At 47.1% G+C, this 13829-nt stretch carries 9 protein-coding genes; 8 read left to right on the top strand and 1 reads right to left on the bottom strand.

The window, feature by feature from the left end:
• Nucleotides 1–102: 102 nt before the first annotated feature.
• The 4 genes from SPSPH_RS21270 (at nucleotide 103) to SPSPH_RS21255 (ending at nucleotide 5482) form a co-directional block, all read left to right on the top strand.
• On the top strand, nucleotides 103–2844 hold the full coding sequence (locus tag SPSPH_RS21270; protein ID WP_158027069.1) for an EAL domain-containing protein: 2742 nt from the start codon (nucleotides 103–105) through the stop codon (nucleotides 2842–2844).
• 131 nt (nucleotides 2845–2975) lie between these two features.
• Nucleotides 2976–3497, top strand: a complete 522-nt coding sequence (locus tag SPSPH_RS21265) for an HD domain-containing protein (protein ID WP_233139014.1) — start codon at nucleotides 2976–2978, stop codon at nucleotides 3495–3497.
• A gap of 138 nt (nucleotides 3498–3635) precedes the next feature.
• Nucleotides 3636–4076, top strand: a complete 441-nt coding sequence (locus tag SPSPH_RS21260; RefSeq protein ID WP_075756196.1) for a VOC family protein — start codon at nucleotides 3636–3638, stop codon at nucleotides 4074–4076.
• Nucleotides 4077–4144: 68 nt separating this feature from the next.
• A complete protein-coding gene (locus SPSPH_RS21255) occupies nucleotides 4145–5482 on the top strand; it encodes an MATE family efflux transporter (protein ID WP_075756195.1) in 1338 nt (445 codons plus the stop codon).
• A gap of 478 nt (nucleotides 5483–5960) precedes the next feature.
• Here SPSPH_RS21255 and SPSPH_RS21250 read toward each other — a convergent pair whose 3' ends face one another.
• Nucleotides 5961–6197 carry a YgjV family protein gene (locus tag SPSPH_RS21250; protein ID WP_075756194.1) on the bottom strand — a complete coding sequence of 79 codons (237 nt, stop codon included), beginning with the start codon at nucleotides 6195–6197 and terminating at the stop codon, nucleotides 5961–5963.
• Nucleotides 6198–6998: 801 nt separating this feature from the next.
• On the opposite strand from SPSPH_RS21250, the gene SPSPH_RS21245 reads away from it, so the two are divergent.
• The 4 genes from SPSPH_RS21245 (at nucleotide 6999) to SPSPH_RS21230 (ending at nucleotide 13715) form a co-directional block, all read left to right on the top strand.
• Entirely contained in the window at nucleotides 6999–8336 is a 1338-nt protein-coding gene (locus tag SPSPH_RS21245) for a Na+/H+ antiporter NhaC family protein (protein WP_075756193.1), read from the top strand.
• A gap of 482 nt (nucleotides 8337–8818) precedes the next feature.
• On the top strand, nucleotides 8819–9433 hold the full coding sequence (locus tag SPSPH_RS21240; protein WP_083945552.1) for a TetR family transcriptional regulator: 615 nt from the start codon (nucleotides 8819–8821) through the stop codon (nucleotides 9431–9433).
• 98 nt (nucleotides 9434–9531) lie between these two features.
• Nucleotides 9532–10626, top strand: a complete 1095-nt coding sequence (locus SPSPH_RS21235; protein WP_075756191.1) for an efflux RND transporter periplasmic adaptor subunit — start codon at nucleotides 9532–9534, stop codon at nucleotides 10624–10626.
• 17 nt (nucleotides 10627–10643) lie between these two features.
• Nucleotides 10644–13715 carry an efflux RND transporter permease subunit gene (locus SPSPH_RS21230; protein ID WP_075756190.1) on the top strand — a complete coding sequence of 1024 codons (3072 nt, stop codon included), beginning with the start codon at nucleotides 10644–10646 and terminating at the stop codon, nucleotides 13713–13715.
• Nucleotides 13716–13829: the final 114 nt, after the last annotated feature.

Genomic DNA, 13829 nt, shown 5'->3' with positions numbered 1-13829 from the left:
TATCTCCAGCCTTCTTGTTGGCGCAGGGCATAAATTTGGGGGAGCCGTACCAGCGGTTTGGGCCCTGAAGGACACCTGGTGATTAAAAGGATGGTAACTGATATGATTGATTTAGACAATGACACCATTTACCGGAATATAATGGAGCAAATGCGCGATATTATTTTAGTTGTCGACACTAACGGCAACATTTTAATTACCAATACGGCGGCCGTACATGCTTATGGCTATTCCCGAGATGAGCTTTGCGGCATGCAGATTTATGAATTGCGCTCACCGGAGACCAGAGCTGCAGTTGACGCCCAGCTTAAGATTGCACAGCAGGCAGGAATCTTGTTTCGCACTGTCCATATGCGGCGAACAGGCGAAACTTTTCCGGTAGAGGTCAGTTCGCAGCGAGTGCGGCTGCTAAATAAAGAGGCAGTTATCAGCGTTGTCCGGGATATTACGGCGACAGTCACTATGGAAACGGCAATCAGACAGAGCGAGGGAAACTACCGGTATTTGCATGAAGAACTGACCACCGCCTATGAGGAACTTGCCGCTTCCGAGGAAGAACTGAGACAACAGCTGGATGAGCTGCTGGCGCGTGAGCAGGCTATCCACCGCCGCAATATCGTCTTAGCTTCCCTTCACGAAACGGCTTTAAAGCTTATGCAAAAGACGAATTTACATGATATTCTCAGACTGATTGCTGCGAGTGCGGCCAAACTGTTAGGCACAACCCATAGTTATATAAATTTGGTGGATGAAGAAAAGGGTATTTTCTGCAGTGAGATTGGCTTAGGACATTATGCTCAGCTTGTTGGCAGAGATATAAAACTGACCGAAGGTATTAGCGGACAGGTGTATAAAACCGGAGAAATCGTTGTGCTTGATGACTACAGTACCTGGGAGCACCGTTTGCCTGATCCGCTTTTCGATCTGGTACACAGTGTTGCTTATGTGCCGATGAAGGCAGGCGCTCAGGTAATCGGCACCTTCAGTGTGGGATTTCTTAATCCGGAACAAAGCTTTAGCGACGAGGACATCGCCTTTTTAGGAAGATTTGCCGACCTGGCTGCTATTGCCGTACAAAACTCGCAACTGGTTAGCGCTCTTAAAAGGTCGGAGCAGGAATTGCGGGAGAAAAATGCAGAGCTTACGGCGGCGCATAAAGAACTATTGGCCTCAGAAGCAAAATACCGGGCTATTTTCGAAGCCGCCAGTGACGGCATTTTTATACATGATACAGAAACCGGCGAAATTCTTGATATCAACGAAAAAGCCTGTGTAATGCATGGATATACCCGTGAGGATGTGCTGGCTGGAGGCTTTGGCATTTTTGACACCGGTGAACCGCAATTTAATGGGGAAGAAGCCAGGCGGCGGATGGAACACACTGTTGCCGGCAAGTCGCAGCTATTTGCCTGGAAAAACAAGCATAAAGCCGGCCACCCGATATGGATGGAAGTAAACCTGCAAAGAGCAGTAATTGACCAAAAGGAGCGTATACTGGCCATTGTCCGGGACATCTCGGAACGCAAGGCACAGGAGCAGGTTATCCAACGGCTGGCTTACCATGATGCTCTTACCGGCTTGCCGAACAGGGCCTATCTGCGGGAATTTCTCAACCTGGAAATGGAAAAGGCACAACAGGGAGAAACTTTAGGTGCGGTTTTATTCATCGACCTGGATAATCTGAAGACAATTAACGATACCTTTGGCCATTCGTATGGTGATGAAGTGATCATTAAAACCGGCAGCTATATTTGTGCTGCAATGCAGGAACGGGCGTTTGTAGCAAGGATTGGCGGCGACGAATTTATCGTAGTGCTGCCAGGTGAAGCCAACCGGGGAGAAATCCGCAACATTGCTGCCGGCATGGTCAAGCTGCTCGAACGGGATTATGAGCTCGGTACCTCCCGCGCCTATATGTCTGCCAGTATTGGTATTGCCTGTTATCCGGATGATGGTGATACAACGGAGGATATTTTAAAGAAAGCCGATTTAGCTCTGTATGCAGCGAAAGGAAACGGCAAGAATACCTGGCATTTTTACGAAACCGATCTGCAGAAAACCGCCGATGAGGATATGCTTATCAAACAGGGCCTGCGTGAGGCAATCAAGCGCAATGAACTGTACTTGCATTATCAGCCGCTGGGCAATCCACATACGCTGGCGGTAGTCGGCTTTGAAGCGCTGCTGCGTTGGAACAGCGCCGAACTTGGCCCGGTGTCTCCCGGACGGTTTATTCCGCTGGCGGAAGAGAATGGTACCATCCAGACAATTGGTGAATGGGTTATTGGCGAAGCCTGCCGGTTCGCCCGTAGATTAGCGGACCGGGGGAAAAGCCACCTTCGTGTAGCGGTCAATGTATCGCCACGCCAACTGGTGGCTGAGAATTTTGTCCCCTTGGTTCGTGAAGCAATACGCACAGCCGGTATCAAGCCCGGTCAGCTTGAAATTGAAATTACGGAAAATGCTTTGATTGTTTCTATGGAGGATAGCATACAAAAGCTCAAGGCATTGCGCACACTGGGAATACGCCTTTCCCTTGATGATTTTGGCAGCGGTTATTGTTCTTTGACATATTTAAAAAACCTGCCGGTGGAGACACTTAAGATTGACAAGCTGTTCATTGATGATATCGAATCTGACGCAGACCAACTGCGATTTGTCAATTCTATTGTCAGCATGGCTCAGTTGCAGGGACTCAGTGTTGTGGCCGAAGGTGTCGAAACAGAATCACAGTTAAATAAAGTCAGGCAATGCCAATGCAACTTTATCCAGGGCTATATTTTCTGCCGGCCTCTGCCTGAAACAGACGCCATGCTATTTTTGAGCAACACCGGAGCAAACTAAATAGACTTCATAATCTCTGGATTAAACCGAAGGTTATAGAAATCGGTGCTTGTGCTGACCGACTATATCTTATATGCTATATGCTGGAACAGGTTGTGCATTAGATAGTTGTTGGTAGCTGGAGGCAGAGGATGATAATGGATAAAGAAATATTAATAAACGAAATGAAAGAAATATTTCATCAGGTTCCCTATGGAATAGAGCATACCCTAAGGGTATTAGGATATGCAGAAGAAATCATGGACGGCGAAAATGTTAATGAGTATCAGCGAGAAATAAGTTCAATAGTAGCTATCTTTCACGACATCGGTGCTATTGAGGCGCAGCGCAAGTATGGCAGCATGGAGGGGACGTACCAGGAAAAAGAGGGTCCGCCCATTGCCAGACGAATACTTGAGGAATTAGGTTGCGATTCCCGCATTATCGACAGATGCTGCTTTATTATCGGCAATCATCATACGCCGTCAAGGATTGACGGTATTGACTTTCAAATTCAATGGGAAGCAGACCTGATTGACAATTTAAAGTATACGGATATTCAAATGGATAGAGAAACACTTGGCCGTTATATTGATGATAATTTCAAGACAGGCACGGCTAAAAAAATTGCATACCGTGAGTTAATGGATAAAGCATCTGAGGATATCCACTAAGCAAAAGACCAAGCAACCTCTGCTAAATAGGTGCTTGGTCTTTGCTTGTCCTGCTTAGAGCAATCAGGATACTTATACCTGATTTCGCCTATACTAATGGAAACCATTTTCGGAAACCTACAGTAAGGAGTGAAGCCAATGGCTGTTCAAGCGTATATCAATTTTAAAGGGAATTGCCGGGAAGCAGTAGAATTTTATTCACAGGTTTTCGGAACGGAAAAGCCGCAAATCATGACCTTTGGTGATATGCCGCCAGACCCTAACCAGCAATTTACTCTGCCGGAAGAGCTGAAAAACTGGGTAATGCACGCACGGCTTAGCATTCATGGAAGTGTTGTGATGTTTTCCGACGTTTTCCCCGATATGCCTTTGGTTGTGGGCAACAATATAAGCCTTACCATAGTTACGGCGAATATGGAAGACATTACCTTCGCCTTTAACAAACTCAAAGAAGGCGGCAAGGTGGTTATGGAGCTTCAGGAAACATTCTGGAGCAGGTACTATGGATTTGTAACCGATAAGTTTGGAATCGGCTGGCAGTTTAACTATCCCATATGTGAGGAGGCCGCGGACAAGTAAACCAATTTCAGCATGCAACCGGCGCGATGGGCAAATGTGGAGCCCGTCTTGTTACAGGAGGTTAATTCATGGATCCATCAACGGCTTTAGGTGAGGAGCCGATTGGCAAGCTGTTATGGCGGTTTTCCATACCTGCCATTATCGGCATGATGGTAAATGCGCTATACAATGTTGTGGACAGTATCTTCGTCGGTAATGGTGTGGGTGAGATAGGTCTGACGGCAGTGACGATCGCGTTTCCGATCATGCTGGTAATGATGGCCTTCGGTATGTTAATTGGGGTGGGGGCGTCTACACTGGTGTCTATCCGGCTAGGCGAAAATAACCGGGCAGAGGCGGAGCAGATTTTAGGTAATGCGCTGACTTTAATCATTATCCTGGCGTTTGTTATGTCTGTTGCCGGGCTGCTTTTTCTCGAGCCTATACTGCAAGCGCTGGGGGCAGAGCCCAAGGTGCTGCCTTCTGCCAAAATATTTACCCAGATTATTATTTCCGGCAGTGTATTTATGTACATTGGCTTTGGTTTGAATAATATTATCAGGGCAGAGGGCAATCCCCGCCTGGCGATGCTTACCATGCTGATTTCGGCGGGTATTAACATTATTCTCAATCCGCTTTTTATTTTCGGGATGAAACTGGGAATCGGCGGTTCCGCTCTGGCTACTGTCATTTCCCAGGCTGTTTCCGCTTTATGGGTCCTTGGTTACTTTTTCAGCAGTAAGAGCACCCTGAAGATCAGGCTGCGGTATCTGCGGCCGAAAGCAGCTATTGTCCAGGCGATTGCCACTATCGGGATGTCGCCGTTTTTCATGCAGCTGGCCGCCAGCATTGTTACCGTCATTTATAATTTTGCCCTCATCCGCTATGGCGGAGACCTGGCTGTCGCCGCTATGGGCATTGTCAACCGGGTGGCGATGCTGCTGTTGATGCCTGTAATGGGCATTAGTCAGGGGGCTCAGCCGATCATCGGCTATAACTACGGTGCACAGCAATATTACCGGGTTTTTCAGACGCTGAAAAAGGCAGTCCTGGCCGCCAGTGGCATTTCGCTGATCGGCTTTATTTTTATTCAAATATTTGATTACTATATTATTGGCTTGTTCAACAGCAATCCGGAACTCATTGCCATGGGCGGCAAAGGGTTGAGAATCATGCTGAGCTTATTGCCGATTATCGGTTTTCAGGTCATTGCGGCTCAGTATTTTCAGGCAGTCGGCAAAGCCAAACACGCGTTATTGCTTACCATGTCAAGACAAGTGCTCATATTAATTCCCATGATTATGCTTCTGCCTAATTTTTTCGGCTTGACTGGAATTTGGCTGGCAGGGCCGATCGCAGACTTGGCATCAGCGGTTCTCACAGGATATTTTTTATATCGTGAGCTGCGTGCCCTGAAAGTTATGTAATAATTTAACAGGCGGTGTGTTATTACAATCTTGCTCTTAGGGTATGATTATAGTATAATTACACTGGTGCAACGGAGTTGGGGAGATCTGCTGGGTTTGGGGGAAACCTAATGGATTTGGTGGAGCTCCGTTGCTCGGATGAACATGCAGTCCGTTCTCAACCTGTCGGTTGGGGGCGGGCTTTTTTAGGTTGTGTTCCGTCCGCCGGAATAGAGCAGTTTTTGGCTTTCACCAACCTGCTTTAATTGACATAGACTACAGTAAGACATCGGAACGATTACTACAAGGGAGGGGTTTAGATGGCAGATAATGCGCGAGGGGCCGGCTGGTTTGGAGGAGGAATCTGGTTTATTCTGATTATACTTATTGTGCTGTTCATTGTTTTTATTTAAATTCATGCTCGGTCCGACCGGACAATTGCCACAGGTATCCATTTTTTGCCCCTGGACTTAGGTCTGGGGGTAATTGTTTTATAAACTCAGGTCGTTTGTTTGGCAGTATGTTGTTTTGTTAAATAATATATATTTACACAAACAATAAACAGATTAATTAAGGCCACCGGCAACGCCTTAATCGTAACAGCATATATAACAAAGAGAATAGCACCTGCCGTATTTACCAGACGTAATTTATTTATCGATTTCATTAAAAAAGAGCTGGCGACCAAGAGGGAGGCAAAATACCCCAGACATTCCACGAAATCAATGTTCTCCATAGTATCACAACCTGTCTGTTATTTTTATTGTTATAAAAAACGCTAAGCTGTTTTTGCGAATACAATTCACATGTATTAGTATAACTAGCCTACTCGCGGTTGAGCAACTACGAAAAGCATTTTTTCCCCCGGTAAGCTGCCGTACTGTTTACCAATATAGAAAAAAGCGTGTTGAAATGTATGATTCCAGCACGCCCTTTTCCTATACCTACAGGTTGTCAGCCGTAATTCCACTGATGACCTAGCAACCGGTATCTTCGAATTCCGGGAATAATAAGATGAACAGGCTGATCACCAGGATAACAAACCACAATTCTCTATTGGTACCCCAAAACATCTTAATTCCTCCTTTGTTGATGAAGTTTTACTATGCTTTATACTATCCCCAGCTGAAACTGATGGATGTACATTATCACCAGTAATACAGGGCAGCGGCAGTATGAGTTCTAGCCGGCTAAAAGTTGAAGTTATTATCGCGGAATAAGAAGAGAAAGCTGATTAGGATAAGTATAATCCAGATCCAGTTGTTAGAATAACAATTCTGGCCGAAAAAACCTTGTCGAGCATCCAAACTGAACTCCTCCTTTTAGAGTATTGCTATTCTATAGTATGCTTGACGCCGGCAATGTGCACTAAACTTACATCTATTTACGGGTCCTGGCGTTTACTGTTTGCCAGACTTATTGCTGAATCAAACATTATTTAGACCGCTTTAAGGATATGTGAACAATTCTGTCCTGACTCTGTTATAATAGTTATAATTTGCGATCATGCTACATTTAAGCCGAAAGAGATGATTTTGTGGATACGATAGTGGTATTTATTCTATTCTTTGTTGCTTTGCTTGTCAGCCTTTATAACGGGGTATCCATACTTTACCCTCTGCTTTTCGGACTGGTCTGCTTTACGCTGGTAGCTATGCGTAAAGGCTTTACCTTGCCTGGTTTATTTGCCATGATGCTTAACGGCTCAAAAAAATCCCTGATTGTTATCAGGATTTTTGTATTAATTGGCGCTATCACTGCGGTTTGGCGAGCCTGTGGCACCATCTCTTTTATTGTGTATTATGGAATTTTGTTTATGAATGCCGATTATTTTATTGTATCTGCGTTCCTGTTGTCCTGCCTGGTTTCTTTCCTGCTGGGAACCTCTTTCGGAACAGTGGGAACCATAGGGGTAGTGCTTATCGTTCTGGCGCAAAGCGGCAATGTAGATATTAATATGGCTGCCGGTGCCATTATTGCCGGCGCCTATTTTGGGGACAGATGCTCGGCCATGTCTTCCAGTGCCAATCTGGTAGCCGCCTTGACCCATACTAAGCTGTATACCAATATAGCTAATATGACCAAAACGGGGGTGATCCCTTTTGCGTTGTCCATCATCGGTTACCTGTATTTATCTCAGGCAAATCCGCTGGCTTTTTATGAAAACTCCATCGGCAATGAAATTGCCAATTCGTTCAATACAGACCTGGTTGTGCTGTTTCCTGCTGTCATTATTCTGCTGCTTGCTGCCTTTAAGGTGGATGTCAAGCTGTCGATGAGTATCAGCATTGTATCCGGTATTCTAATTGCTATTTTCGTGCAAGGTGCTTCTTGGGCACAAATGCTGAACTATATTCTTACAGGTTACACGACGGATACAAGCGGCGTTTTCTCTGAGATAATCCAGGGCGGCGGCCTATACTCCATGCTGAAGGTATCGCTGATTGTGCTGATTTCTTCCGCCTATGCCGGAATATTCGAGGGAACCGGTTTGTTGCGGGATGTTGAACAGTTTTTTGAAAGACTTGACCAAAAAATCAATACATATCCGACGATGATACTGTCAAGCATAGCCACAGCCGCTTTTAGCTGCAACCAAACCCTGGCAGTTATGCTTACCCATCAAATTACCCACAAACTTTATGAAAGAAAACGTCTCAGCAACTACCGGCTGGCGCTTGATCTGGAGAATACCGTAATTGTAATATCGCCTCTTATCCCCTGGAATATTGCCGGAGCCGTTCCGGCAGCGGCATTATCGGCAGATTCAGGTTTCATAATATATGCATTTTATCTTTTCCTGGTTCCTCTGACAAATTTATTTACGCAAACAATGAACAATTCCTCAGCTGGTCCCGATGACGCTACCAGTTGATCCTGGGTTTTACCTGACCGCCAACGCTATTATTTAACGTTGGCGGTATTTTATTGGCCAAACCGGACAAAATGTAAAAATATAGAAATGAATAGCAGGGAAAAAATACCATAAAGCGAATATGTAAAAGTAAAAATATGGAAGGTGAGAGTTTTGAAGGTTGTAAAGGTTGCCCCGGTATTTCCCGGCGTAAAATCACAAATGCAAAACCAATATGACGAAAAGACTTACTCATCGAAGAAAAGGCCGGAAACATCATTTAAGAGTGTTTTAGAAAAAGAGCTTCAACCCCAAATAGGAACAAAAATAAATATGCTGTGCTAGCGTCCTTGCGGGCGTATTTTTTTTGGTCTAACCAGAATGTATAAGCTTTGCGTGCCGGCACAAGACCCGGCACAGACGGAAGTATTATCCACCACCCACTTTTCTATTGACAATACCTTAATTCATAGGGGATAATAGGTACATACCGACTGGTAGGTATGCAAAAGTCATGGGAGAAGGCAGATGATGGTATGACCAAAGAGAATATTGTTATAGCCGCTTTGCGTTTGTTTTTAACCCGCGGTTATAAATCGGTTTCGCTGGTTGACGTTGCTAATGAAGTTAACATTACCAAGGGAGGCATCTACCATTATTTTTCCAGCAAGGATGAATTGCTGCAGGTAGCGCTGCACTATTTGTTTGACCGTCTTGAAGCTAACTATAGTGCGCTGCTGGACGATCGCAATACCCTCAGGGAAGTGCTGCACGCCCTGATTGTGGAAAAAACGCCGGAGCAATATGCGAAGGATTTGCTGGGAGTAGATGGCCAATATAGTGTGGATTGTGCTCATTTTGCCATCGAAATACTAGGTAAGTTTCCCGATATTCAGCAGCGCATAGAAACAGGCCGGGTCTCAGCCTGTGAGGCTTTTGCCAGGAAGCTTGAGACAGCCATGGAAAAAGGGGAAATAAAGAGCGGCTTTGACAGCTATGCTCTGGCAGCCAATATTATTGCCATGACAAATGGTCAAATATCCTTGGGCAGCCAATTCCAGTCAGAGGCCATGCGGCAGCGCATGCTGGATAATGTCTGGATGTTACTGAAGGTTTAGCGCAGTATACAAGGCGCTAAATTTTTTAGCCAAGACATACCGACTGGTAGGTATGCCCAGCTCGGAATACAGTAAAATTTGGATGGGGGTCTGGTTCAATGAAAAAATGGGAACCGAAACACTGGTTAATCCCGCTGATTTTAGTGGCAGGGGTAACTTTATTATTTCGCAGTGGCGTGTTTGCCAGTAAAGAGCAGGCTGTCGTGCCTGACAAAGGCATAAGTGTCAAGGTGGCGGCAGCCGGCTATATCGAGACTGTTCCCAGCCTGAACGCTAACGGAACGCTGGAAGGACAAATTTCAGCCACCGTGAGCGCTAAAATTTCCGGCAGGGTGGAGCAGGTGCTGGTGCAGGAGGGACAAACGGTTAAAGCCGGTCAGCCGCTGGTTAAGCTGGAGACTGTCGAATTAATCAACACAGCCCGCCAAGCCGGCGACTCGGTGCGCAAGGCGCAGGTAAACTACGAACTGGCGCTTAATGATTTTAACCGGTATAAACGACTGGCTGATATTGGCGCCGTTTCCGAGCAGCAGCTGGATAATGCCAAAGCCAAGCTAAAATCGGCTGAAGCCGATGTGTCGAGTGCGACTGCCAATCAAAGCAGTGCCGAGCAGCAGTTCAGCTACGGCGTAATTAGCTCACCTGTTGACGGGGTAGTGGCCAATAAAACGGTGACTGTCGGCCAGGTGGTCTCGCCGGGGGCTGCCTTAATGGTGGTGCAGGATATTGACCAGATATATGCTGTAATCCCGGTAGAGCAGAAGGATTTGGGCCGGGTTAACATTGGTCAGCAGGCCCATGTTACGATTGATGCGTATCCGGATAAAGTCTTCACCGGTGTAGTGGATGTTATGAACCCGGATGCCGGTTCGGCAAGCAGAATGTTCCGTACCAAGATTAAGATCGATAATGCCGGCGGGGAATTAAAGTCAGGCATGTTTGCCAATGTACAATTGGTTACCGGTGAAAGTATTCAGGCGCTTACCGTGCCTCAGGCGGCTGTTATCCAAAGACAGGACGCCTATTATGTTTTTACTTTGGAGAATGGCAAGGCTGTCCGCAAACCAATTGAGATCGGTGAAGTAACCGGCAGTACAATTGTTGTAAAATCCGGGCTAGAGGCGGGCGAACAGGTTATTATCACCAGTGTGAGCCGGCTCCATGACGGTGATGCCGTTCGCGTGGCGCCATAGAGTAGGAGAGAAAATCTATGAAACTTACGGAGATTAGCATCAAGCGCCCGGTATTTGCAACCGTAATTATTTTGGCGCTGGTAGTCATCGGCATGGTTAGCTACATGTCCCTGGATGTTGATCAATATCCTAGTGTTGAAATACCGGTTGTTGCTGTTCAGGTTCTATACCCTGGGGCAGCCCCGGAGCAAGTGGAGTCCAAAATTACGAAAGAGGTAGAAGATGCTGTCGGCGTGGTAGCCGGTGTTGATCATATTATGTCCACGGTAAGTGAAGGTGTGTCAACCACCATTATTCAATTTACCATGGACACCAATGCCGACTCTGCCGCTCAAAGCGTACGCGATAAATTGGGAACCCTGCAGGCCAAGCTGCCGGATGAAGCCAAAACGCCTACGGTTTTGCGCTTTGACCCTGACGATACGCCCATTATGTCCATTGCCTTAACAGGCAATTTGAGTCAGCGGGAGTTGACGATATTGGCCGAAGACCTCCTGGAAAAGCGTTTACAGGCAGTCAACGGGGTTGCCGCTGTTGAACTGAAAGGTGCCCTGGAGCGGGAAATTCAGATTCACCTGGATAATAACCAAATGTCGGCTTACGGCCTTACGATTCCAGAGGTACTAAACAGTCTAAGAAATGAAAATATTGATTCTCCCGGCGGTAAGATAACCGATGGTCAACGCAAGACCGACCTTAGAGCGGTAGGGAAAATCAACGAAACCAGTCAGTTTCTTACTGTTCCGGTGGCCTCACGCGGCGGTGTTCAGCTATATTTGAAAAACATCGCTGACGTCAAAGATACAACCGCAGAGGTTGAGACCCTTACCAAGGTAAACGGTACACCGGCTCTTGGTATTGACATTATGAAGCAATCAGGCAGCAATACCGTAAAAACAGTAGCTGTTGTCAAGAAAGAATTGGAGACGATCAAAAAAGAGCTGCCGTCCGGAGTTGATTTGGTGGTGGTTCGCGATAACTCCAAGACCATCGAGGAATCGGTGGAGGATGTGCAGTTTAACCTTGTGGTCGGCGGTGTTCTGGCTGTCGCCATTGTGTTTTTGTTCCTGGGAAACTGGCGGAGCACCATCATTTCCGGCATAACCATTCCTGTTTCCGTTATCGCTTCCTTCGTGGTTATGAAGGCGCTGGGCTTTTCCCTTAACACCATGTCACTGTTGGCGCTGTCGTTGGCGGTTGGCTTGTTGATTGACGATGCCATCGTCGTTATTGAAAATATTGTGCGCCATCTCGAAATGGGTAAAGACAAAATGACGGCTGCGCTGGAGGGAACAGCCGAAATCGGGCTGGCGGTTATGGCCACTACCTTTACCCTGGTGGCGGTATTCCTGCCGGTGGGCATGATGAGCGGTATTGTCGGTCAGTTCTTTAAAGAGTTCGGTATTACCGTGGCAGCCAGTGTGTTGGTTTCCTTATTTGTGGCCTTTACCTTAACACCCATGCTGTCGTCTAAATATTTGAATCACGCGTCCATTAAGGGTACCGGTAAATTAAGCCAGGCCTGGCTGACCTGGAATGGGAAATTTGACGAATTAACCGCCAAATATGGTGAGTTTTTGCGTCAGGCTCTGGGTCACCGCGGCAAAGTGCTGCTGGCAGCGGCAGTTCTATTTGTCGGCAGCCTGCTGCTCACACCGCTGCTGGGTACAACCTTTGTGCCGGATGCCGATAACGGGGAATTTACCGTAACGGCTACTGTCGATCCGGGAATGAGTGTGGCTGCCGTAGGTGATATGGCTGATGCCATGTCGCAAATTATCGGCGCCATTCCTGAAGTTGAAATGACCTATAGTGTGGCTAATACCAGAGAGATTAGTATTTTTAGCCAGCTTGTGCCGAAAAGTGAACGCAGTATCAGCGATAACGAAATTATTGCCGGCCTGCGTCAACAGCTCAAGGATATTCCCGGTGCCGATATCAGTGTCATGAAACAGTCAGGCCTGTCAGGCGGCAAACCGGTGTCGCTGGTTATTCAGGGGCAGTCGCTGGATACCCTGGCGATGATTGCCGAGCAGGTACAGCAAGCGGTTGCCGGCATTCCGGGAGCCGTCGAAGTATCGTCAAGCTATGAACCCGGCAACCCTGACGCCCAATTCATCGTGAATCGTGACCGGGCGGCTGACTTGGGTATTTCGTCAGCCAGCATTGCCGATACCTTGCAGACCATGTTTAACGGTAAGGTTGTTACCCAGTACAAGGACGGTGACGACTCACATGATGTCAGGGTCATTTTAGATCCGGAAGAGCGGCGCAGTTTGGGCAATGTCAACAAGGTATACCTGTCAGGAACGGCGCGCGATGAGGCCGGCCAGGCCGTCATGGTGCCGGTGTCACAGGTGACTGACACTGTCTATGCCACCAGTCCGGCCCAAATCAAACGTTATGACAATCAGCAGCAAATTACCATTTCGGCTAACTTAAGCGGAATCACTTTGGGCGAATTTAACTCTGCGTTTGAGAAAAAAGCGGCTGAAATTGATATGCCGGAAGGCTATCAATTTGTGGCTACCGGTCAGACGGAATCCATGAATGACGTTTTTAGCAGCATGGTCCTGGCGCTGGGCATGGCAGTGTTGTTTATCTTCTTTGTCCTGGCAGCCCAGTTTGAAAGCTACCTTGATCCTTTTTCCATTATGCTGGCCTTGCCGTTAGCCATAATCGGTGCCATCATCGGCCTGCTGGTTATGGGCAGTGAACTCAGTATGATGTCCCTCATCGGTATTATTATGCTGATGGGCTTGGTTACCAAGAACGCCATCCTGCTGGTGGATTTCGCCAAACAGCGTCGTGAACAAGGCGTGGAACGCAACCAGGCCTTAGTCGAAGCAGCCATCCAGCGGATGCGCCCGATTATCATGACAACCGCGGCAATGATTTTCGGTATGCTGCCGCTGGCGTTAGGAATCGGGCCGGGCGCTGAAGCCCGGGCACCGATGGCTCATGCCATTATCGGCGGTCTGGTGACTTCGACCATTCTCACCCTGGTGGTAGTGCCGGTAGTGTACACGGTATTTGACGATATTCAACAAGGAAAGTTTAGTTTGAAGAAAGTATTCAGGAAAGCATAAGTATGGAGAAATCCCTGCCGTTCTTTACCGGAACGGCAGGGATATTTTTCGTATATCAACCGTAATGAAAGACCGAGTGCGAGGGCGGAAAATAGCGTGCTGTTGCGAGCCGTC

The organism is Sporomusa sphaeroides DSM 2875 (assembly GCF_001941975.2).
Lineage (GTDB): Bacteria > Bacillota > Negativicutes > Sporomusales > Sporomusaceae > Sporomusa > Sporomusa sphaeroides.
The sequence above is the reverse complement of the archived record's forward strand: the minus strand, read 5'-3'. Positions and strand labels throughout refer to the sequence as shown.

Bases quoted from the DNA above. Each gene is read 5' to 3' on its own strand.
- SPSPH_RS21270 (WP_158027069.1), top strand. From the start codon at position 103: ATGATTGATTTAGACAATGACACCATTTACCGGAATATAATGGAGCAA.
- SPSPH_RS21265 (WP_233139014.1), top strand. From the start codon at position 2,976: ATGATAATGGATAAAGAAATATTAATAAACGAAATGAAAGAAATATTT.
- SPSPH_RS21260 (WP_075756196.1), top strand. From the start codon at position 3,636: ATGGCTGTTCAAGCGTATATCAATTTTAAAGGGAATTGCCGGGAAGCA.
- SPSPH_RS21255 (WP_075756195.1), top strand. From the start codon at position 4,145: ATGGATCCATCAACGGCTTTAGGTGAGGAGCCGATTGGCAAGCTGTTA.
- SPSPH_RS21250 (WP_075756194.1), bottom strand. From the start codon at position 6,197: ATGGAGAACATTGATTTCGTGGAATGTCTGGGGTATTTTGCCTCCCTC.
- SPSPH_RS21240 (WP_083945552.1), top strand. From the start codon at position 8,819: ATGCAAAAGTCATGGGAGAAGGCAGATGATGGTATGACCAAAGAGAAT.
- SPSPH_RS21235 (WP_075756191.1), top strand. From the start codon at position 9,532: ATGAAAAAATGGGAACCGAAACACTGGTTAATCCCGCTGATTTTAGTG.
- SPSPH_RS21230 (WP_075756190.1), top strand. From the start codon at position 10,644: ATGAAACTTACGGAGATTAGCATCAAGCGCCCGGTATTTGCAACCGTA.